The organism is Flagellimonas eckloniae (genome assembly GCF_001413955.1).
Lineage (GTDB): Bacteria > Bacteroidota > Bacteroidia > Flavobacteriales > Flavobacteriaceae > Flagellimonas > Flagellimonas eckloniae.
The window spans coordinates 3,283,633-3,305,092 of the sequence record NZ_LCTZ01000002.1; the positions used below are offsets into that span (position 1 = coordinate 3,283,633).

Annotated in this window: 21 protein-coding genes; 10 read left to right on the forward strand and 11 right to left on the reverse strand. The window is 37.2% G+C overall.

The genetic code is table 11. The features are described from left to right. Positions 1-5: 5 nt before the first annotated feature. The 3 genes from AAY42_RS14090 to AAY42_RS14105 form a co-directional block, all read right to left on the reverse strand. The gene (locus AAY42_RS14090) at positions 6-476 is read right to left on the reverse strand and encodes a regulatory protein RecX (protein ID WP_055396328.1); all 471 of its coding nucleotides are present in this window, start codon (positions 474-476) and stop codon (positions 6-8) included. Between the two features lie 355 nt (positions 477-831). Continuing rightward, on the reverse strand, positions 832-2,379 hold the full coding sequence (locus tag AAY42_RS14100; protein ID WP_055396333.1) for an Rne/Rng family ribonuclease: 1,548 nt from the start codon (positions 2,377-2,379) through the stop codon (positions 832-834). A gap of 270 nt (positions 2,380-2,649) precedes the next feature. Then, entirely contained in the window at positions 2,650-2,940 is a 291-nt protein-coding gene (locus AAY42_RS14105) for an HU family DNA-binding protein (protein WP_055396335.1), read from the reverse strand. 122 nt (positions 2,941-3,062) lie between these two features. Between AAY42_RS14105 and mutY the strand changes: the two genes are divergently transcribed. Genes mutY through gldD form a run of 4 tightly spaced genes read left to right on the forward strand, consistent with a single transcriptional unit; the run spans position 3,063 to position 6,480 of the window. Beyond that, positions 3,063-4,100, forward strand: coding sequence for an A/G-specific adenine glycosylase (mutY, locus tag AAY42_RS14110; protein WP_055396337.1), 1,038 nt, complete (start codon positions 3,063-3,065; stop codon positions 4,098-4,100). 23 nt (positions 4,101-4,123) lie between these two features. Beyond that, positions 4,124-4,582 (forward strand): single-stranded DNA-binding protein, encoded by a 459-nt coding sequence (locus AAY42_RS14115; protein WP_055396339.1) that lies wholly within the window; start codon positions 4,124-4,126, stop codon positions 4,580-4,582. 22 nt (positions 4,583-4,604) lie between these two features. Continuing rightward, entirely contained in the window at positions 4,605-5,933 is a 1,329-nt protein-coding gene (locus AAY42_RS14120) for a gliding motility-associated protein GldE (RefSeq protein ID WP_055396341.1), read from the forward strand. Continuing rightward, a complete protein-coding gene (gene gldD, locus AAY42_RS14125) occupies positions 5,923-6,480 on the forward strand; it encodes a gliding motility lipoprotein GldD (RefSeq protein ID WP_055396343.1) in 558 nt (185 codons plus the stop codon). The genes AAY42_RS14120 and gldD overlap by 11 nt, the downstream gene beginning before the upstream one ends. 2 nt (positions 6,481-6,482) lie before the next feature. Here the strand turns inward: gldD and AAY42_RS14130 are convergent, their stop codons facing one another. The 5 genes from AAY42_RS14130 to AAY42_RS14150 all read right to left on the reverse strand — a co-directional run bounded on the left by AAY42_RS14130 (position 6,483) and on the right by AAY42_RS14150 (position 11,972). Next, on the reverse strand, positions 6,483-6,908 hold the full coding sequence (locus tag AAY42_RS14130; protein ID WP_055396345.1) for a hypothetical protein: 426 nt from the start codon (positions 6,906-6,908) through the stop codon (positions 6,483-6,485). A 71-nt stretch (positions 6,909-6,979) separates the two neighbouring features. Beyond that, positions 6,980-7,999, reverse strand: coding sequence for a transporter family protein (locus AAY42_RS14135; RefSeq protein ID WP_055396347.1), 1,020 nt, complete (start codon positions 7,997-7,999; stop codon positions 6,980-6,982). 83 nt (positions 8,000-8,082) lie between these two features. Further along, positions 8,083-8,409, reverse strand: a complete 327-nt coding sequence (locus tag AAY42_RS14140) for a hypothetical protein (RefSeq protein WP_082433590.1) — start codon at positions 8,407-8,409, stop codon at positions 8,083-8,085. Between the two features lie 166 nt (positions 8,410-8,575). After that, positions 8,576-10,648, reverse strand: a complete 2,073-nt coding sequence (locus AAY42_RS14145; protein ID WP_055396349.1) for a M16 family metallopeptidase — start codon at positions 10,646-10,648, stop codon at positions 8,576-8,578. A 1-nt stretch (position 10,649) separates the two neighbouring features. Then, on the reverse strand, positions 10,650-11,972 hold the full coding sequence (locus tag AAY42_RS14150) for a M16 family metallopeptidase (protein ID WP_055396351.1): 1,323 nt from the start codon (positions 11,970-11,972) through the stop codon (positions 10,650-10,652). Between the two features lie 178 nt (positions 11,973-12,150). On the opposite strand from AAY42_RS14150, the gene AAY42_RS14155 reads away from it, so the two are divergent. The 5 genes from AAY42_RS14155 (at position 12,151) to AAY42_RS14175 (ending at position 17,657) form a co-directional block, all read left to right on the forward strand. After that, the gene (locus AAY42_RS14155; protein WP_055396353.1) at positions 12,151-12,597 is read left to right on the forward strand and encodes a DUF4199 domain-containing protein; all 447 of its coding nucleotides are present in this window, start codon (positions 12,151-12,153) and stop codon (positions 12,595-12,597) included. Positions 12,598-12,700: 103 nt separating this feature from the next. Then, on the forward strand, positions 12,701-13,249 hold the full coding sequence (gene rplU / locus AAY42_RS14160; RefSeq protein WP_055396355.1) for a 50S ribosomal protein L21: 549 nt from the start codon (positions 12,701-12,703) through the stop codon (positions 13,247-13,249). Between the two features lie 23 nt (positions 13,250-13,272). Beyond that, positions 13,273-13,533: a 50S ribosomal protein L27 gene (rpmA, locus tag AAY42_RS14165; RefSeq protein WP_055396357.1), complete on the forward strand. Its 261-nt coding sequence runs from the start codon at positions 13,273-13,275 to the stop codon at positions 13,531-13,533. 180 nt (positions 13,534-13,713) lie between these two features. Beyond that, a complete protein-coding gene (locus AAY42_RS14170) occupies positions 13,714-16,593 on the forward strand; it encodes a TonB-dependent receptor (RefSeq protein ID WP_055396359.1) in 2,880 nt (959 codons plus the stop codon). A gap of 47 nt (positions 16,594-16,640) precedes the next feature. Further along, on the forward strand, positions 16,641-17,657 hold the full coding sequence (locus tag AAY42_RS14175; protein ID WP_055396361.1) for a phytase: 1,017 nt from the start codon (positions 16,641-16,643) through the stop codon (positions 17,655-17,657). Position 17,658: 1 nt separating this feature from the next. On the opposite strand, the gene AAY42_RS14180 is transcribed toward AAY42_RS14175, so the two are convergent. The 3 genes from AAY42_RS14180 to ahcY all read right to left on the reverse strand — a co-directional run bounded on the left by AAY42_RS14180 (position 17,659) and on the right by ahcY (position 20,713). After that, positions 17,659-18,141, reverse strand: a complete 483-nt coding sequence (locus tag AAY42_RS14180) for a hypothetical protein (protein WP_055396363.1) — start codon at positions 18,139-18,141, stop codon at positions 17,659-17,661. 63 nt (positions 18,142-18,204) lie between these two features. Then, positions 18,205-19,308, reverse strand: coding sequence for an SDR family oxidoreductase (locus AAY42_RS14185; protein ID WP_055396365.1), 1,104 nt, complete (start codon positions 19,306-19,308; stop codon positions 18,205-18,207). Between the two features lie 88 nt (positions 19,309-19,396). Further along, the gene (gene ahcY / locus AAY42_RS14190) at positions 19,397-20,713 is read right to left on the reverse strand and encodes an adenosylhomocysteinase (RefSeq protein ID WP_055396367.1); all 1,317 of its coding nucleotides are present in this window, start codon (positions 20,711-20,713) and stop codon (positions 19,397-19,399) included. A 73-nt stretch (positions 20,714-20,786) separates the two neighbouring features. Between ahcY and AAY42_RS14195 the strand changes: the two genes are divergently transcribed. Further along, the gene (locus AAY42_RS14195) at positions 20,787-21,428 is read left to right on the forward strand and encodes a 4'-phosphopantetheinyl transferase family protein (protein WP_055396369.1); all 642 of its coding nucleotides are present in this window, start codon (positions 20,787-20,789) and stop codon (positions 21,426-21,428) included. The last annotated feature ends 32 nt before the right edge of the window (positions 21,429-21,460 follow it).

Genomic DNA, 21,460 nt, shown 5'->3' on the forward strand with positions numbered 1-21,460 from the left:
AGCCTTTAAATCAATTCCTTTAGTTTTTCATAGACCAAATTACTTTCCCAACCACGATAGAGGAGATAATCCGCGAGCTTCTTCCTTCTTTTTTGAAGGTTGGTTTCATGGATTTGAGCAAGTCTTTTGTTTGCAAGTTCACTTAAGGTTTTGTGATAGGTTTCTTCGTTTATTTCAGCCAAGGCGGTTTTTATGTTGAATCTGGAGATTTGTCGTTGTTTCAATTCGTTTATGATACGATTTTTGCCCCATTTTTTAATCGAGAATTTTCCTCTTGCAAAGCTTTTTGCAAAACGTTCCTCATTTAAATAATTTTCCTGTATCAAGTGGGAGACGATTTGATCTATTGCTTCGGGAATCATCCGCATAGTCCTTAACTTTTCCAGTACATCTTTATGGCAACGTTCCTGATAGGCACAATAATTTTCCAGTTTTCTGGTAGCTTCAGTAACACTATAGGCTTTAGAATTATTCAAGTATGCGATGGGTTATGAGTTTTTTCGAGAATCTAGCTCGGCCTGCATAAGCCTGGCTTGTTTCAGATTAATTATAGCAATAAATGCAGAAACTACAGTAACGATCAAAAGAGGTAGAGAAGAACTGTTTTTTTTGAAAAAATAGAGATATAGAACTGTGAACAAAAGCACAATTGATGTTCCAATCAGCATCCCGACTATTGTTTTGATGGTTTTTATACTTTGTGTTAACTGATCAGAGGATTGTGATGTTATTTTATCATTCTTCATTTTGGGATGAACTTACCTTTGCATAATTTCTGTTCCAAGATACTAAAAACAAAAAAAGCGACTCCATTTCTGAAGTCGCTTTGTATTATCTAATTGTTTTACCGTCTTTGTTTTTAAAACGATATTCAAGGTATGTGTAAGCATCCCTTGGCTGGATTTTAATCCATTTTTTATATTCCAAAAACCACTTAAACTGTGGTGATGGAAAGCCTTTGGTAAGGTAGGCTGCAATAAAAGGATGTATGTTCAAAATTATACCATTGTCCTTTTGGTTGCCCTTCATTATTCGCTCTAAATCAACATTGATTTTATCAATTAAAACTATAGGAGCTTCAACTTCGGTACCTGAACCATTTGGATTTTCTTCACTTGTTTTGATATTCATCTCTGGACGAACCCTTTGTCTGGTAATCTGTACCAAACCAAATTTACTGGGAGGCAAAATCTTGTGCTTTGCACGGTCGTCTTTCATTTCATCTCTTAGGTGGTCAAATAACTTTCTTCTGTGATCACCTTTGATCATATCAATGAAATCTATCACAATAATTCCGCCCATATCTCTAAGCCGGAGCTGTCTAGCAATTTCGGATGCTGCCAATAAATTGACTTCTAAAGCAGTGTCTTCTTGATTTTTGGCCTTGTTGGAACGGTTTCCACTGTTCACATCAATTACGTGCAGTGCTTCTGTATGTTCTATAACAAGATAAGCTCCCTTGCTCATTGAGGCGGTACGGCCAAATGAAGTTTTTATTTGACGGTCAATCCCAAATTTTTCAAAAATTGGGGTCGTGCCAGAATAATGCTTTACAATGGACTCCTTTTGCGGAGCGATTTCGTGTAAATAATCCTTTATTTGATTGTATAGCGTGTCATCATCAACATGAATTCCTGTAAAAGAATCGTTGAATACATCTCTTAAAATGGAAGAAGCTCTATTAAGCTCTACCAGTACTTTGGATGGATGAGGTGCTTTTTGCAATTTCTTGCACATTGTTATCCATTTGGATGACAAATTCTGAAGATCTTTATCCAGTTCTGCAACTTTCTTGCCTTCTGCAACGGTACGTATAATAACGCCAAATCCTTTGGGCTTTATGCTTTTTACAAGTCTTATAAGCCGGTCTTTTTCTTCCTTGCTTCCTATCTTTTGCGATACGGAAACACGGTCAGAAAATGGAACCATGACCAAATAACGCCCTGCTATGGAAAGCTCTGAGCTAATTCTTGGTCCTTTGGTGGAAATGGGTTCTTTTACAATTTGTACCAATAATGACTGATTGGCTTTAATAACTTCGTTAATACTGCCATTCTTGTCTATATCTTTTTCAAATGGAAAATTTTTAAGGGAATAGTCTCTTAGCTTTCCCGTTCTTGCTTTTTTTATGAATTGCAACATGGAGGACAACTGCGGACCTAGGTCATGATAGTGCAGGAATGCATCTTTTTCATAACCCACATTTACGAAAGCCGCATTAAGGCCGGTGACAGGTTTTCTTATCTTGGCTAGGAAAATATCCCCAACGGTAAAGTTATTGTCATCCTCGTCTTTATGTAATTCTATAAGTTTTCCATCCTTTAGTAAGGCAAAATCGACTGCATCAGGACTAGATCTAACAATTAATTCTCTATTCACCTGAATCGATTTTAATTTATCCCTTTTATGTTATTGGGATAAATGATTAAACAATATATAGAATCGGTTTTTTTTCAAACCGATTGAAATTCTTTTTTGAATCTCGTATGTCAAAGAACGTATGTGTTTAAAATGAAAAAGTAGTTGTAACAACTACTTTTTCTTGTGTCGGTTAGCTCTTCTGCGCTTTTTACGCTTGTGGGTAGCTACCTTATGTCTTTTTCTTTTTTTACCACTCGGCATATGGCTCTTTCTTTTGTGTTAGTTATATTATTTTACTTGAACGTTGCTTTTAACGCCCTCTACAAACACTTTTGCAGGTTTGAATGCGGGAATATTATGTGCAGGAATTTTAATGGTAGTGTTCTTGGAAATGTTTCTACCTGTTTTTTCTGCTCTTGTCTTAACGATAAAGCTTCCAAAACCTCTTAAATAAACATTATCACCATTCTCTAAGGACGATTTTACCTCCTCCATAAAAGATTCTACCGTTGCTTGTACGTCTCCTTTTTCAATACCTAGTTTTTCTGAGATTCTAGTTACAATATCTGCTTTCGTCATTTCGTAATATTATTTTCTTATTTTTTAGGCTTGCAAATATAAAAATTAAAATTAATCTTTCGCTTAAAGCCTTTAATTTTAAGTATATAAACTGCTACATTTAACCAATAGTATTTTCTTACATGTCTTTTTCACAAAAAATTTTGAAATGGTATGGCGAACACAAACGTGAACTTCCGTGGAGAGCTACCAAAGACCCTTACAAAATTTGGCTTTCAGAAATCATGTTGCAACAAACACGTGTGGCGCAAGGCACACCCTATTACCATAAGTTTTTAGAGGCGTTCCCAACCGTTCAAGACTTGGCAAACGCAAAGGAGGAGAAGGTTTTAAAACTGTGGCAAGGGTTGGGCTATTATTCAAGGGCAAGAAACCTACACGCCACGGCAAAAATGGTGGTAGATGCATATGATGGCAATTTCCCGGATACATATAAGGAATTAAAAAACCTAAAAGGAGTGGGAGATTACACGGCCAGTGCAATTGCTTCTATTTGTTTTGATTTGCCAGAACCTGTGGTGGATGGAAATGTGTATCGCGTGCTGTCAAGGTATTTTGGGGTTGATCTACCCATAAATAGCACTGAAGGCATTAAATATTTTAAGGACTTGGCACGCAAGGTCATGAGTTCAGAGAACATTAGGGACTATAATCAAGGCATTATGGAATTTGGTGCCATTCAATGCGCTCCTAAGAAGCCTTATTGCCTATTGTGCCCCCTGAACGACAGTTGTGTTGCCCTACAGGAAAATAAAGTAAGTAGTTTACCTGTAAAATTGAATAAGACCAAAATCAAGAATAGATATTTTAATTATTTGGTTTTTTTGGATAATGGGAAAAGAACTTTAATAGAACAGCGAAAAGGAAAGGGAATTTGGCAGAACCTGTATCAGTTCCCGCTTTTGGAATCTGAAAAAAGTCTTGATTTGGAAAATTTTCAAAAAGAACTAGAAGAGAAAAACTATTATCCAGCCTCAAACTCTATTGTTTTATATAATAAAGAACCAATTGTGCACAAACTTTCGCATCAACACCTATACACCAACTTTTGGATTTTACAATCAGAAAACAAACTCGAAGAGGGTGTTTCGTGGGAAAAAATAGGTTCGTTTCCGGTGCCTGTTTTAATTGCAGAATTCATTGAGACATTTAAAATTTAGTACTTTTGATTAATTAAAGAATTATGAGCGGAACATTAAACAAAGTAATGCTAATTGGGCATTTAGGTGATGAGGTGAAAATCCACTATTTTGAAGGAGGAAACTGCATTGCACGATTTCCTGTCGCTACCAACGAGACCTATACCAATAGACAAACCGGGGAAAAAGTAACAAATACGGATTGGCATAACATTGTAATACGAAATAAGGCTGCCGAAATTTGTGAAAAATACTTGAGTAAAGGTGATAAGGTGTATTTGGAAGGAAGACTGAAAAACCGACAATGGCAAGGTGAAGACGGTAATACACGATACACTACCGAGGTTCATGTTCAAGATTTCACTTTCCTATCCACAAAGAAGGAGAGTATGGCAAATGCACAACAAGGGCCTGGATATGAAGCGGCGCAAAGCGAGCCCGTTAAACCTGCGGAGTCAGTACCTGCTGACGGGACGCAAGAGGATGATGACCTACCATTCTAAAATTAGTTAAAGCAACACGAATTTGGAGCCTGAGCCCTATTGTTTGGCAATTTTCTTAATAAATTTTAGTGGGTTTTTTACCCTAAAAGTAATTGTGCTGCTACTTCTTCTGGTTTGCTCTGCACTAATTTCTGGGGCAGAAGTAGCCTTGTTTGGGCTATCCCAAACCGATTTGAACGAACTTGAGGAAGAGGATACCTCCAGAGGGAAACTAATAGTCCAACTTTTAGATAAGCCCAAAAAATTATTGGCCACTGTCCTCATTGCAAACAATGCTATTAATATTGGAATAGTCCTACTGTTCAGTTCTATTGGAAACACTATTTTTTCAGAAATTGATCAGACCATATTTGGAGTGGTTTCTGTTCGTTTTATCCTTGAAGTAATAGTTGCTACGTTTTTGATTTTAATGTTTGGTGAAATTCTACCTAAAATTTATGCCAACAGAAATAAGGTTCAATTTTCAAAGTTCATGGCTGTTCCTTTGAAACTTTTAAATATTCTATCCACCCCCATGAGCTCACCCATGAGTTCAGCCACAACCTTTTTACAGGAAAAATTAGGAAGGCAGAAATCCAATTTAAGTGTTGATCACCTATCTCAGGCCCTTGAATTAGCCTCCGAAGGTGATACCACAAAGGAGGAACAGAAGATTTTGGAAGGGATTGTAACTTTTGGAAATACGGACACCAAACAGGTGATGCGTCCTCGAATAGATATTTTCGCATTGGATGAGGAAATGAAGTTTCCAGAAGTGATGGAGGAGATAAAAAAGAATGGCTATTCCAGAATTCCGGTTTTTTCGGAGAATATGGATAATGTTCTTGGAGTTTTATATGTAAAGGATTTATTGCCCTATATCGATAGAAAGAGTTTTAATTGGATGTCGTTGATTCGCGAACCTTATTTTGTTCCAGAAAATAAAAAGTTGGATGATCTATTGTTGGAATTTCAAGAGAAAAAGAACCATTTGGCTGTGGTTGTGGATGAATATGGAGGAACTTCTGGAATTGTGACACTTGAGGATATTATTGAAGAGATTGTTGGTGATATAAGTGACGAGTTTGATGATGAAGACCTAATTTTTTCCAAACTGGACGATTACAACTATGTTTTTGATGGAAAAACTACCTTGAAGGATTTTTACCGTGTGGTTAAAATAGAAAATGAAGAGGAGTTTGAAGATCAAAAAGGAGAATCTGAGACTATTGCTGGATTTGTGCTGGAAATTTCTGGAAGTTTTCCAAAACGTGGAGAAAAAGTTATGTTCAAAAACTACCAGTTTATAGTTGAAAGTTTGGATAAGAAGCGATTAAAACGCATAAAAATTACTTTGCCCCATGAAGTATAAATGGTTGATTTACCTAAGTATATTTATTGTTTTGACTAGTTGTAAGGATGAGGTTCTTCCCAAACCCAATGCAATGTTACGGTTAGATTACCCAAAAGCGGAATATAAGTTGTTGGAAACGGAATGTGATTACACGTTTGAAATCAATGATTTGTCGACACTTAAAGATAACAAAGCATGTTCTCTGGTTTTGGATTATCCAATGATGAAAGGGTCTATTTTTATTACCTATAAGAAAGTTGATGGTAATGTACGAAAATTGCTTATTGATGCCCAAAAACTATCTTACGAGCACGTTGTGAAAGCAGATAATATTGTTGAACAACCTTTTGTGAATGCTGATGAAGGAGTTTACGGCATGTTTTATGAAGTTAGCGGAGATGCTGCATCCCAATCACAATTTTATGTAACCGATAGCATAAACCATTTTGTAACGGGGTCTTTATACTTCTATGCAAAACCAAATTACGATTCCATCCTCCCAGCTGCGGATTATCTACAAAAAGATATTAGAAGGATAATGGAAACGCTTCGTTGGAAAAAATAGACCTATTCTTTGGCTAAAAGTAATTCCGCTTTTTCAATGCTGGAATTAATCTGTTCCTTAAGGGCGTTTACTTTTACTTCTTCCTCATCAAGCCATTTTTGCTTTTCTTCAGTAAGTTCTTTCCCGTCTAGGATTTCATCAGAATCAAAACGATCACCAAAACCCATCATCCAATCCATCATGGATTTGTTGGCAGCTTGCAGGTCTTTCATGGCTACCTCATATTGCTGTCCCATTTCAGTCGTATCCACCTTACTTTTAAGTTCGCCCACTAACTTCCCCAATGTGCCCATTTTTGGCATTACCTCATCATGAACTGCCATTACCTGTTCCATTTGGGTAGGTCCGTCAGAGGCTTTTTTTTCTTGCTTGCAAGAAAAACTTATAAAGATTAGAGTGCAAATAAGGAATGATGCAACCGTTTTCATAGTAAAACTTTTTTCAAAAATAAGATATTCTTGCAGAGTGCTTAGCACCCTGCAAGAATTGTGGTCCTTTATTAAAAAGAATACTGGGCTCCGAGTGTCAATGTTTCTTTGTTTTTTAATTGGATACCGTTCAAATCCTGATATAGCGGATAGCCTAATTCAACACCAAAGCGTAAGTTTTTAAGTGCTCCTTTTGAAATATAGGTATTTGCACCAATACCGGAATTGATGTAAGTTCCACCGGAGTTATTCGTGTCTGCAGTGATGACCATCATTGGCATTAAGTTTGGATCAACGCCCTCAATTTCTCCAACAATAAGCCCTTCCAACCTGGCTGAAAAACTTAACCAATTACTTGCCTTAACGGCGAACCAATTATTTAAGCTATATCGATTACCATATCTATATTCCCTGTCATTTTCTCCGAAACGAAAAACTCCTTTTAATTGTGACCCCCAAGAAAACGATTCACGTTGCCCTAAATAGGTAAGTGCCAAATTGGTATCAAAAGTACCGCTGCCCAATTGCATGGGGTAAGGTAGTTCGACTTCATTTGGAGTTGATGCAGGTGTTACATCACTCTCAGTTATACTTCCAGTTGGTAAGGAAAAACCTAGCTGACCGTGAATGGTTTGTTGGTTTTTATTGAAGAATTTGTACAAAATGGCAAGTTGAATATCTCCAAAACCGCTGGCCTCAGTTGTAAATGTTCCGCCAGTTTGGGTAAGGTGGTCCATTTCCATGGATAAATAATTAGCCATGGCCATCAAGGTTATTTTATCGCTTGGGGCGTACATTGCGCCCAACATATGCATGTTCATTGGCATAGTGGTTGGAGTAATCGTATAATCCGCTAGAGCATCATCAAAGGAGGCGTCATCACTTCCTTGTTTTAATTCGTCCATATTCATATACATATATCGATAAGAGAACATCCATTCGCCTTTCCCATGCATATGGTCTCCCATTACGGAGATTGGGGCATGGCCATCGGGTCTTCCAGCAGACCATTTTGGTTCGTCAATAGTATCATCTTGTGCAGTTATTGCAATGGTGGCCATGAATAGAACGGCCATGAAATATTTTTTCATCCTTGTTTTTTTATGATTTAATAAAATGTATAGTTTGAACAAGGAATGGTATTCCTTATTCTAAAAACTTTGAAATAGAAAATTTAACAAGCTTTGTTGGGGGGATGAAAATCTGAAGATGAAAAGATAAAACTGTAATTGTTGTTGTAGAAATTCAAGTTTAATGAAGCAGAAACCAACTCATTATCTATTGTAAAGCTAAGAAGCTCCACAAACCCAATGGGATATTCTTCTAGGGCAATTCTTGGTAAATTTTGTTGTTTCTGGTCGCTTTGCTCATTCAACCGCTCCATTAAATAGCACTTACCATTACATTCCAATTCCTGTTTTTCTTTATTGATACATAGAAATTCTGCAATGTAATCTTCATAAACAACATATTCCACCAAAGGGGCGATTGGTCGCAGCATTGCAACAATATACAAGAGAATAAAAAAATATGTGAGCGTGGATTTCAAACAGTTGGTTTGAGCTACAAATGTAAGACAAGAGGTCCGATTATTTTGCTAATATTATGTTTAAATAATAAAAAAAGGCCCTTAAAATAAGCGCCTTTTTTATGTAATAATCTTCCGTTTATTCAAAGTCGGAGGCACTTACACCTTCATTAACTTTTATCTCTTTTACAATGAATTCGAAGTTTTGTGGACCCATGGTTTGATTTAGTTTGAATGGGAATTTTATCCCGGAAACTTCTTTGTAGTCCGAAAATTGTAGTGTATTGGCCATTTGCTGACCCTGGACTTCCTCAGTACTTACTTCTTGCAATTTGAGCCCAGTTTCAATATCATAAAATGAGGATTTTTTGTCCGTAATATTAAGTTTATATGCTTTTTTATCGCCAATTGCCTCAATTCCTTCCAATGAAATATTTCCTGCCACCAAGTAATTTAATTCTGGGAATGCTGCCGATTCTTCCTTAATTCGTTCAATTTCCTCTGGTGAAAGATCTTTTCGCTGTCCTTGTGCAACCATATAACCTTTGTCCCCATCCAGAACCTGCTTTTGCATAGAATTTCCCATTACCTTAACATCTTGCATAAATTGATCTTTGGTCGTTTTCTTCATCTCCAACTCTAACTTCATTCCCTGCATTTCCGCTTCTGCCGATAAGGCATAGGACTCAACACTTTCCAGTTTTTCTTTTCCACCAATGACTTCAATGTATTTTTCTAAAATGCTTTCTACAGTTGTTCCTTCTGGAACGCTGGCATTATAATCCGGTTTTTCGGTCTTATCTGCCGTTTTATCATAATATAATACGGGTACCTTTTTGCCTTTGAAATTGATTTTCTCAAGATTTTCCATCACTTCACTACCTTTTCCAGTCACCACAACTCGCGCATTTGATGAAGAGAAATATTTTTGGGCTGCTTTCTTCACGTCTTCAATGGTTACGGCATTGATGCGCTCCAAATAGGTTTTATAAAAATCTTTTGGTAAACCTTCTGTTTCAATATTAAGTGCATAATTGGCTATGGTTTGCGGCTTTTCAAGTGCCATCACAAAATTGCCTACATATTTGGCTTTTGCATTTGCCAGTTCTTCCTCCGTAACTGCTTCAAGACTGATTTTGTCAATTTCTTTCAAAATTTGAACCACAGAACTATCGGTCACCATATTTCTAACACTGGCATATGCTCTAAAAGTTGTTGGGCTATATTTATCGTTCCCTATTCCGGAAAAAGAGCCATAAGTATATCCTTTATCCTCTCTAAGATTTAGGAACAACCGTGCTTGTGCTCCTCCCCCTAAAATACGATTGGCAATCAATGCATCTAGGTAATCTTCATCCTTCATTTTTAGGTTGACCAAATTTTGCACAGAAATTTCAGACTGTACGGCATTTGGCATATCCACAAAGTTAATCTGGGTATACTGTGCATCTTGGGGTTTGGAATAACTCAACGATGGAGGTACTGCCTTTGTCCATGGTGTAAAGCTTTTTGTGACCAGTTCTTTTACCGAATCAAACTCTACATCACCAATAACAACTAAATAGGCATTTGCCGGAACAAAATAATCTCTGTAAAATTCCTGTACATCGGACAAGGTTACATTGTTGACGGTTTCTTCTGTGGTAAATTCACCTTTTGGGTGATTTTTTCCATAGGCGAGTGCGCTTTGAACCCGGTCCGCAATGGCAGAGACATCATTTTCCTGAGCTTTTAAGCCTGTGAGAAGCTTATCTCTTTCTTTATCAAACTCTTCTTGGGTAAAGTTGGGGTTGATAGCGGCATCGGCCATTAACTCCAATATTCGCGGAAAATACTTGGAAAGGCTTCTTGCAAAAGCACTTTGGGAACCAAAATTGATATTGGCCCCAAGGAAGTCTACTTCTTCGTTAAAATCATCTTTAGAAATTGATTTTGATCCGTTACCGAGTAAACTGGAAGTCAAGGATGATACACCGGCTTTTTCACCTTCCAAAATAGGTGGATTATCAATGGTTAATTGAATGGAAACCCTTGGAAGTTTATGGTTTTCCACAACCATGACCTTAAGCCCATTTTTAAGCTGAAATGTATTGGGTTCTTGTAAATTTATTTTGGGTGCAGGGCCGGGCTTGGGCTGTTGGCTCCTATCTATTTGTGCGTACGATGCTGTAAATAAAAATGACAACATCAAAAATAATAACGTCTTTTTCATCTTAGTTTGCTTCTTTTTGTTCCGGTAAGTAGTCAAGCTCTACCCTATTACTTGGGATGAGGTATTTATTGGCCACTTCCTTAATTTCTTCGCGGGTTATGGAGCGGTAGATATCAATTTCAGAATTGATGAGGTTGGTATCGTCATAAAGCATATAATAACGTGCCAATGAATTGGCTATGCCAGAGACACTGCTGTTGGAATTTACAAAACTGTTCTCTGCTTTATTCTGTAGCTTTTGAAAATCGTTTTCAGAAATTAATTCCGATTGCATTTTTACAATCTCTTCATCAATTTCCTTTTTAATGTCTTCCAATGAAGTTTCACCAACGGGCAAGCCTCCTACTACGTATGAACCGTAATCTTCCTGCGACCCATTAAAGGCAAATACCTGAAGCGCCATCTTTTTCTCATCAACCAATTTCTTGTATAGCTTTGAACTCTTTCCATCACTCAAATAGGTCGAAATCATATCAAGTACATAAGCATCTCTTTCGGTTTGTGAAGGCGTACGATAACCCATTAAAATAGCAGGAATCTGAATGTTTGAATCATGGTAAACTGCTTTTATAGGTCCGTTCAAAGGATCTTCAGTAAATGTGTTTCGTTTGATATCGGCTCCCTTTGGAATTGGGCCAAAATAATCTTGGATCATTTTCTTGGTATCAGCAATATCAATATCACCGGCAACAACCAAAACAGCATTGTTGGGCACGTAATAGATTTGATTGAATTCCTTGAAATCTTCCAATGTGGCGCTGGCCAAATGCTCAAGAGAACCAATTGTTTGCCAACGATAAGGGTGTTTTTTGAACAGGTTGATGAACATTTGCTCCCTCCACCTTCCATAGGGTGAATTATCATAGCGAAGTCGGCGCTCCTCTTGAACAACCTCTTTTTGGGTATCAACCCCAATTTGATTGATTACCGGGTGCATCAAGCGCTCAGATTCCAACCATAGTCCCAACTGCAGATTGTTAGATGGAAAGGTCTCGTAATAGTAGGTTCTGTCTTGTGTGGTATTGGCATTATTGCTTCCGCCATTTGCAGATACTATTTTAAACCATTCGCCGCGTTCAATATTTTTAGTGCCCTCAAACAGCAAGTGTTCAAAAAAGTGGGCAAATCCTGTTTTTTCAGGATTTTCATCTTTGGCTCCAACATGGTACATCACTGAAGTTGTAACCACTGGTGCTCCATTATCCTGGTGTAAAATTACATGAAGTCCGTTGTCCAAATCATACTCCTCAAAGGTAACTTCCTGGGCTAAAATAAAATTTCCAAAAGCGAGTGCGAAAAGAACACTGAGTAGGTGTTTTTTCATTTTAATTAGTATTTGAATTAATATCTTGAAAGAATCAGTCTATCGACCTTAATCGATGTTACACGAATATAGGGGAATTTTGAAAGTTCTATAAGAACATAAACAAGTCTTTAACAAGAAAATATAGCATAATTCATCAACATTCAGTAAATTATAGGTCCACCAAAAATTTGTTGAGATGAAAAATCTAACCCTTCCTATTCGATTTGGAATTGTTACCAGTGCAGTTCTAATAGCTTATTTTTTGATTCTTTCACTTTTAGGAAAACATACCAACGTATTTTACAGCTTATTCAATGGAGTGGTTACGGGATTTGGTATTTATGAAACTATTAAGTATGCCAAGCTTAGGCTCGGCAAGGATTTTTCCTACGGAAAAGGTTTTATGGCAGGTATTACAATGGGATTTGTCGCTACATTGCTGTTCACTATTTTCTTTGCCTTTTACGCTACGGAACTCAATACTGATTTTTTAGCGGAACTCTCTAAAGTATGGGCAAGGGATTATGCCAATTTTGAAGGAATCGTTTTCTTTACTGTGGCCGTTATGGGTTTTGCAACCACTTTGGTTTTGACCCTATCTTTTATGCAGCTCTTTAAAACCTCCAATAATCTCAAAAAATAGTATGTGAAACGATGAAATAATGCTTGTTAATTAAGGATTTAGCAGTATATTTGCAGCCGCTAATTTTGATAAAGCGCAAATAAATTAATCTAATTAACGCATTATGTACGCAATTGTAGAGATGGCAGGGCAGCAATTTAAAGTTGCAAAAGACCAGAAAGTGTACGTTCACCGTTTACAGACAGAAGAAGGTAAAAAAGTTACTTTTGACAAAGTTCTTCTTTTGGATGATGGAGGTAACGTTACTGTTGGCGCCCCGGTCATAGAAGGTGCGGCTGTTGAGGCCAAAGTAGTAAAACATCTTAAAGGTGATAAAGTAATCGTCTTTAAAAAGAAAAGACGTAAAGGATACCGTGTAAAAAACGGACACAGACAATCGTTAACCGAGATTGTTGTAGAAGGTATTGTTGCAAAAGGTGCTAAAAAAGCAACTCCAGCAAAAGCAAAGGTAGAAAAGCCAGTTGCTGAACCTAAAAAAGCTGCTGCGCCTAAAGCAAAAGCTGAGGCACCAAAAAAAGAAGCACCAAAAAAGGTAGCAGAAGATTTGAGCTCTAAAACAGTGGCAGAATTGAAAGAAATGGCCAAAACTGCAGGTATTTCAGGTATTTCTTCCATGAAAAAGGCAGATTTAATAGAAGCTTTAAGTAAATAAGAAAGAACTAAAAATTATATATCATGGCACATAAGAAAGGTGTAGGTAGTTCAAAAAACGGTAGAGAATCAGAATCGAAACGTTTAGGTGTTAAGATTTTTGGTGGACAAGCTGCAGTTGCCGGTAACATTATTGTTAGGCAACGTGGCACAAAACATAATCCTGGTGAGAATGTTTACGCAGGAAAAGACCACACTTTGCATGCCAGAGTTGATGGCCTTGTAAAATTTGAAAAGAAGGCAGGGGGAAAATCATATGTTTCCATAGAGCCTTTTGAAGCTTAAGAAAAAGCTTTTATACTGTTTTAAACCTCGCTTCTTAGCGAGGTTTTTTGTTTCCTGTATGTTAAATTAATTTTAATTGACATCAAAATAAACACAAAATTCATCTAAGCTTAATTTTTTGTAAACCCAGTTTTGAAGCCTAAAACAATTTCTTTGTGGTCTAAATAAACCACTTAGAAAATGAAAAAGTTAATACCTCTTTTTACCCTCCTATTAGCACCAATATTCTTACTTGCTCAAACAGGTAATATTCAAGGAACGATTTCCGATGAAAACGGAATTTACCTCCCTGGAGCCAACATTATGATAACCTCTTTGGAAAAAGGCGCTATCTCTAATTTTGATGGAAGATTCACAATAGTGGATATTCCTGAGGGCACTTATACCTTGAAAGTATCTTATTTAGGCTATTCAGATATTGAAAAAGAAGTTACTATTAACGCAAATGAAACTACAGAAGTATCATTCTTTATTGAGCCCAAGAGTTTGGAATTGCAAGGTGTTGAGATTACCGCATACGGATTAAGTGGACAATCAAAAGCCCTAAACACACAAAAGAACAACTTAAATATCACCAACGTTGTTTCAACGGATCAAATAGGTAAATTTCCAGATGCAAATATTGGGGATGCCGTTAAAAGAATTCCTGGAATTACCATGCAGGTTGACCAAGGAGAAGCAAGGAACATAATTGTACGTGGACTTTCACCACAATTGAATTCGGTAACCTTAAATGGGAGTCGTGTTCCATCTGCGGAAGGCGATAACAGGAATGTACAGATGGATTTGATTCCTGCAGATATGATTCAAACCATAGAAGTTAGCAAGGCAGTTACCCCTGATATGGATGCAGATGCTTTGGGAGGTTCAGTGAACTTGATAACTAGAACTTCACCACAAGGCTTTAGAGTATCAACAACCCTGGGCTCAGGAATAAACTTTATTACTGATAAGGCAATTTTAAACGGTTCTTTTCTAATTGGGGACAGAAGCGACAACGGAAAATTTGGTTGGATGCTCTCGGCTTCCTTTAATGACAATGACTTTGGTTCTGACAATATTGAGGCTGAATGGACCGATGAGTTTGAATATTATACTGGAGTTGATGATATAGAGGGTGAGCCCATTTTAGAGCAGGTTGATGTAGATCCATATGTAAACGTTTATGAACAACGTGAATATCTGGTGCAACGTGTACGAAGAAGTTTCTCTGCCAATATGGATTATAAGTTTGATGCCAACAATACTATTTTCCTAAAGACCATGTACAATTGGAGAGATGACAGAGAAAATAGATTTCGATTAGAACATGAAATTTTAGATGGAGAAGATATAGAGATTGGAGACTTCACCATTACTAACGGGGTGCCAACAAGATTTCCTGTAGCGGTTAAACGCCAAAGCAAAGGAGGAATAGACAACAACAGAAACAAAAACCGTAGGTTGGAGGACCAACGTATGCAGAATTACACCTTGGGGGGTGACCATTTATGGGGTTCACTAAAAGTAGATTGGATGACCTCTTATGCTAAAGCATCAGAAGAGCGACTGAACGAACGATATGCAGAGTTTGAATCAGAATATATAATTAGCAACGATGTTTTTAATCCAAGATACCCAAGATTCTCAGCAGCGGATGCCAGTGATGCTTCGGATTTTGACAGTTTTGAATACAGCGAAATCACCGAAGAAAACCAATATACAGAAGAAGAGGATGTCAACGTTTTTGTCAATTTCGAACTGCCATCAGATTTGTTTGGTCAAGGAGACGGGAGTATAAAATTTGGTGCCCGTGGAAGATTTAAATCCAAAGTGCGGGACAATAATTTCTTTGAGTTTGATTTAGAAGGTGATTTTCCAACATTGGCCAATACTCCATTAAAAGATTATTCAGATCCAGATTATTTGGCCGGTAGCCAATACCTTATTGGGTCTTTTGCCAGTGAAGAATGGTTGGGAGGCCTGGATTTAGTAAACGGGGAACCCTTGCCAGAGGAATTTTTACCTGGAAATTTTGATGTAAGTGAAAATGTTCTTGCGGGTTACTTAATGATAAACCAAAAACTGTCTGATAATTTTAGTGTGCTTGCGGGTGTGCGCTTGGAAAGTACAAATTTGGAGTCCACAGGGAACAGTTTAACGTTTATTGAAGAAGATGAGGATAATGGGATTGAGGAGAGTATTGAAGTGGAAGAGGTAAATGCTGAAAATTCATACACCAATATTTTACCAGGAGTACACTTCAAATACGATGTCTCCAATAGTACTGTTTTACGATTTGCGTGGACAAATACGTTGGCAAGACCAAATTATGTAGATTTAATTCCAAGGGCTGAAATCATTAATGAAGACAACGAAATTATTCTAGGTAACGCAGATTTGGAACCCACTACCTCAATGAACTTTGATGTAATGGCAGAGCACTATTTTCAGAGTGTGGGATTGCTTTCTGGAGGAGTTTTTTATAAGGATATCGAAAACTTTATCTATACCTTCCAGGGAGAGACAACAGATGATACTTTTGGAACGGGAACCACGGGTTATGAAACCTTTCAACCTTTGAACGGTGACGGGGCTTCGGTATTTGGATTGGAATTTGCATTTCAGCGTCAGTTGGATTTTCTTCCCGGATTTGCCAGAAACTTTAGCTTGTATGTAAACTATACCTATTTATCCTCTTCTGCTGATGGGATTAGAAATGAGGATGGTGATGAGCGTGAGGACATAGATTTGCCAAATACAGCTCCAAACATGTTCAACGGCTCTTTGGCCTATGCGGACAAGAAATTTAGTGCGCGTTTATCTGTGAACTTTTCAGATAGCTATATCGATGAAATTGGAGGCAATGAATTTGAAGACAGGTATTATGATACCCAGCTTTTTGTAGATTTTAACGCTTCGTTTCAAATCAATTCCAACCTTAGTTTTTATGCTGATTTAAATAATATCACCAATCAACCATTACGCTATTTTCAGAGTGTAAAAGAGCGTACACAACAGATGGAATTTTACGGTCAACGATTGACTTTTGGTTTAAAATATGATCTATTCAAAAAATAATACTCGCAATTCGTGGGTAAACAAGAACCTAATTTTATCTTTAAAACATGTATAGATCTATTTATTCCCTAGTTGTAATTGTGCTATTTTTTACATCCTGCAATACAAAAAGTACGTTACCGCCAATTCAACCAGATATCATTACAGAATTTACATTGAACGATACTGATGATCCCGCAATTTGGATTAATCCAGCAGATGCATCAAAAAGTATTGTTTTTGGAACAGATAAGGAAACCAATGGAGCCATCTATGCATTTGATTTGAATGGAAAAATAATCGAGGATAAAACTATCCGAAATATGAAACGGCCCAACAATGTGGATGTAGAGTATGGTTTTCAACTAACCGATTCAACCACAACGGATATTATGGTTTTTACCGAACGGGAGAAACAACAAATCAGAATGTTTTCGGTTCCAAACATGAAACCAATGGATGGTGGAGGGGTTCCTGTATTTTCTGATGAAGAATTACTTGAAAATAAATTGCCTATGGGCATTAGTCTGTATAAATCGCCATTGGATTCTACGATTTACGCCATTGTGGGAAGAAAAACAGGTCCTGGTACTGGTTATTTGTATCAATATACATTGCAAGCAGATAGTTTAGGGGTCAAAGCAAATTTGGTTCGGAAATTTGGAAAGTTTAGTGGTCGAAAAGAGATTGAAGCTATTGCGGTTGATGATGAAAATGGGTTTATATATTATTCAGATGAAGGAGTATGTATTAGAAAATATCATGCGGAACCAAGTAAGGGAGATGTAGAAATTTCATGTTTTGGAGGAGAATACTTTTTAGAGGATATAGAAGGAATTGCCATTACAACCTATCCCGATGGTGAGGGGCAAATCATAGTTTCCAATCAACAAAAAGGCGAGTTCAATATTTTTTCACGAAAGGACAACTCATTTATAAAAGCAGTGAATTTAACCACGCTGGAAACAGATGGGTGCGAGGTGGTGACGGTTCCACTGAACAGTACTTTTCCAAATGGACTTTTTGTGGCCATGAACGATGAAAAGAACTTTTATTTTTATGATTTAAGGAAGATTATTGAGTAAATTATTCCTTCAAAATATCCCGGACAATCCTCAAATGATGTCTAGTATGGATTTTTATAAAGCGCTTGCTTTGTTTTTTGTTTATGAAGTTAAAATAGGGGTGTTTAAAATGGGTTCTTGCATCTAAGTTCTCTAATTTTTTTAGATTTCCCTTAGCCTCCTCCAGTTGCGCTTGTAAACTTTTTAGGGTAACATTATCTGGAGGCAAAACATACTTTGGGGCTTTGGCAAAGCCCCGGGGAAAATCCCCCCATGCATATATAAAGAAGCGTGATAAACTAAAATTGGGTTTAAACTGATCGGGATTCGAGTTTTCAAGAGCTTTGTAAACGCTATTGATGGTCTTTAAGCTATGATCCAAATGCCAGGCCACATCTACTTTAGAAACCTTTGGATTAATTTTATCCCTTTGTTTGATATAATTTTCAATTTCATCAAACTGTGGCGCGAAATAATTAATGTCTTGATTCGAATTTTGTGCCAAAATAATACAGTTTAAAATGCCATTTAAAACTAAGAAAATAAGATTGATCTTAAACGATAATCTTTACCAACGCTGATTCTTAAACCCATTGCTTTTGGCAAATTCTACTGTAGCTACCAGATACTCTTCAAGATTGTATTTTGGCAAAGGTAAAATACTTTCTAAAAGCGTAGTGTCCCATTCTTGGGGTATTGAAGTTAGGTAAGGTGTTAAATGAACACCTATTGTCTCATAATAAAACTGCTCTAAAGAACTCTCAAATTCTGAAGCGGTATCCATAAGTTCTTGGGTCAATTTAAAGCTTTTAAAATTGACGGTTTCCAAGATTTTGGTAATGCCATTAAAAATATTTGTCCCAGTTGAATGAACAATATTTAATTGAGAAATATGGGTGTCAAATACTTTGGCAATTACTTTTGCGGCATAATCCGTTGGTATGATATTGAGCTTACTATCGGTGTTTGCCTGTATCCTTACTGTATCTGATGAAGTGCTCTTATGAAAAAACTTGGCAAACAAGTAAAAGACCATATATTTTGAAATAAAGAAATTGGGCTTGTCAAAAATGTTCCCTCCCAATACACTTGGTCTTAAAATCTGTATGGGAATGGCTGAAGTTTTACCTGCTTTTACCAAATATTTTTCGGCAGCGTGCTTGGATGCTTCGTAGAAGTTTCGATATAATGCCTGCTTTTCAGAAACGTAATTGTCTTTAAGAAGACCGCCCAATTTTCCTATTGAAAATGCGGTGCTGATGTAAATGAACTTTGCAAGATATGGGGTATATACTTTAAAGATATTTTGCGTCAGCGTTAGATTTTCTTTAAATATTTCTTCTTTACTGTTTGGGTCAATGGATAAGTTTACAAACCCAGCAGAATGAATGAAGTGATATTTCTTGGTACTGTCCAAAAAAGTATTAGGTCTTAAAATATTTTCTGCATTGACGACTCTAACTTTTCGGTGGATTGCTTCTTTTTTCTTTTTTAGAAATTCTGGTAAAATCTCACTGCCCAGCATTTTGGAAATCCTTTCTTCTGGAGTAGTTGTATTTTTTTTGCGGACAATGAGGGATATGGATTCTAAATGCTCAAACCTACTTTCCAGCAAAGAAAAGAGGATTTGAGAACCTAATGTTCCAGTAGCTCCAGTTAAAATGATATTCATGGCAATTGTCAGTAACGTAAATATCGCCCCAAAAAATAAACCCTCACAATAAGTGAGGGTTTATTTTCCAAAACATTCAAATTTAGATTTAGTATCTATAATATTCTGGTTTATATGGACCTTCTACAGTTACACCAATATATTCGGCTTGATCTGGCTTAAGCTCAGTAAGCTCGGCGCCTAAACGTTCCAAGTGCAATTTAGCAACCTTTTCATCCAAATGTTTTGGAAGCATATATACATCATTGCCATACTTGTCACTGTTGTTCCAAAGTTCTATTTGGGCCAAGGTTTGATTAGTGAACGAATTACTCATCACAAAACTAGGATGTCCGGTAGCACACCCGAGGTTTACCAATCGACCTTCGGCCAAAATGATAATATCCTTGCCTTCAACAGTGTATTTATCTACTTGCGGCTTAATCTCATCCTTCGTATGGCCATATTGACCATTCAACCAAGCCATATCAATTTCATTATCAAAATGACCAATATTACAGACAATGGCTTTGTCCTTTAAGGCACGGAAGTGTTCTTCGCGAATAATATCCTTATTTCCTGTTGTTGTAATAATTACATCGGCTTTGCCAATAACAGTTTCCAGTTTCTTTACTTCATAACCATCCATACATGCTTGTAATGCACAAATCGGGTCAATTTCAGTAACGGTTACGATGGAACCGGCACCTCTAAAAGAAGCTGCAGTTCCCTTTCCAACATCTCCATATCCGGCAACAACAACTTTTTTTCCTGCTAACATGGTATCCGTAGCTCGGCGTATTGCATCAACCGCACTTTCTTTGCAACCGTACTTGTTATCAAACTTAGACTTGGTAACAGAGTCGTTTACATTGATGGCTGGCATGGGGAGCGTTCCGTTTTTTACTCTTTCGTACAAACGGTGCACTCCGGTTGTTGTTTCTTCAGAAAGTCCTTTGATACCTGCCGCTAATTCAGGATATTGATCTAGAACCATATTGGTCAAATCTCCACCATCATCCAAAATCATGTTTAAGGGTTGTCTGTCTTCACCAAAGAACAAAGTTTGTTCAATACACCAGTCAAACTCCTCTTCATTCATTCCTTTCCACGCATATACGGGAATTCCCGCAGCGGCTATTGCAGCGGCAGCATGATCTTGTGTGGAGAAAATATTACATGAACTCCAGGTTACATCCGCACCCAGTTCCACAAGAGTTTCAATCAAAACCGCAGTTTGGATGGTCATATGTAGGCATCCTGCTATTCGAGTACCTTTAAGGGGTTGTTCATTCTTGTACTCCTTTCGCAATGCCATAAGGCCAGGCATTTCTGCTTCAGCAAGTTCAATTTCTTTTCTTCCCCAATCAGCTAGGGAAATATCCTTAACCTTAAATGGTACATAAGGAATTGTTTTAGTGCTCATATCTTTTTGTTAATTTACTTTTGTAGCTTCGCTTTAATAGTCAGCAAAGGTACAAATTACTTAACTTTTAGTCGTGCCCATTTACAAAACCATAACAGTTTCACCCACTACTTCCGTATATATTTGGAAGGTTACGGAACCTGAGGATCAACTCGCCGAAGGTATTATGCTCACATCGCATTGTCAAAATCGAATGGAGGGCATGAAATCAGAGGCTCACAGGAGGGCGTTCTTAAGTATAAGACATTTGATGGCCGAAGCGGGATATTCAGATAGTGATTTGTTTTATGATGCCGCCGGTAAACCACATTTAAAGGATGGAAACCATATTTCCATAACCCATTCGCACAATTTTACGGGCATTATTGTAAGTGAAACCGATGAGGTAGGAATTGATATTGAAATGCAACGGGACAAAATCCTTCGAATTGCCTATAAGTTCACTCCGATACAAGAGTATAGAACCTTGGCCAATACAGATGCCATAATAAGAAAATTGACGATGGTTTGGGGCGCAAAAGAATCACTTTATAAAATTTATGCCCAAAAAGGACTCAGTTTTTTGAGGCACATACATGTCATGGATTTTACGTTTGACGACAAGAGAACCGTGGCAGAAATTCTCTATGAAGGAAAGAAATCCCATTACGATGTGGAGTTTTTGGAATTTGAAGGATTTACCTGTGCTTATGCACTTAAATTAATGGGTAGGTGACAGCTCGCTTTTTAGTAGCTTTGCCTTGAAAA

Excerpts from the sequence above, each read along its gene's own strand:
- rpmA (WP_055396357.1), top strand. The coding sequence starts at position 13,273 with ATGGCACATAAGAAAGGTGTAGGTAGTTCAAAAAACGGTAGAGAATCA.
- mutY (WP_055396337.1), top strand. The coding sequence starts at position 3,063 with ATGTCTTTTTCACAAAAAATTTTGAAATGGTATGGCGAACACAAACGT.
- AAY42_RS14170 (WP_055396359.1), top strand. The coding sequence starts at position 13,714 with ATGAAAAAGTTAATACCTCTTTTTACCCTCCTATTAGCACCAATATTC.
- gldD (WP_055396343.1), top strand. The coding sequence starts at position 5,923 with ATGAAGTATAAATGGTTGATTTACCTAAGTATATTTATTGTTTTGACT.
- AAY42_RS14140 (WP_082433590.1), bottom strand. The coding sequence starts at position 8,409 with ATGCTGCGACCAATCGCCCCTTTGGTGGAATATGTTGTTTATGAAGAT.
- AAY42_RS14145 (WP_055396349.1), bottom strand. The coding sequence starts at position 10,648 with ATGAAAAAGACGTTATTATTTTTGATGTTGTCATTTTTATTTACAGCA.
- rplU (WP_055396355.1), top strand. The coding sequence starts at position 12,701 with ATGTACGCAATTGTAGAGATGGCAGGGCAGCAATTTAAAGTTGCAAAA.
- ahcY (WP_055396367.1), bottom strand. The coding sequence starts at position 20,713 with ATGAGCACTAAAACAATTCCTTATGTACCATTTAAGGTTAAGGATATT.
- AAY42_RS14105 (WP_055396335.1), bottom strand. The coding sequence starts at position 2,940 with ATGACGAAAGCAGATATTGTAACTAGAATCTCAGAAAAACTAGGTATT.
- AAY42_RS14135 (WP_055396347.1), bottom strand. The coding sequence starts at position 7,999 with ATGAAAAAATATTTCATGGCCGTTCTATTCATGGCCACCATTGCAATA.
- AAY42_RS14185 (WP_055396365.1), bottom strand. The coding sequence starts at position 19,308 with ATGAATATCATTTTAACTGGAGCTACTGGAACATTAGGTTCTCAAATC.
- AAY42_RS14130 (WP_055396345.1), bottom strand. The coding sequence starts at position 6,908 with ATGAAAACGGTTGCATCATTCCTTATTTGCACTCTAATCTTTATAAGT.
- AAY42_RS14175 (WP_055396361.1), top strand. The coding sequence starts at position 16,641 with ATGTATAGATCTATTTATTCCCTAGTTGTAATTGTGCTATTTTTTACA.
- AAY42_RS14155 (WP_055396353.1), top strand. The coding sequence starts at position 12,151 with ATGAAAAATCTAACCCTTCCTATTCGATTTGGAATTGTTACCAGTGCA.
- AAY42_RS14150 (WP_055396351.1), bottom strand. The coding sequence starts at position 11,972 with ATGAAAAAACACCTACTCAGTGTTCTTTTCGCACTCGCTTTTGGAAAT.
- AAY42_RS14115 (WP_055396339.1), top strand. The coding sequence starts at position 4,124 with ATGAGCGGAACATTAAACAAAGTAATGCTAATTGGGCATTTAGGTGAT.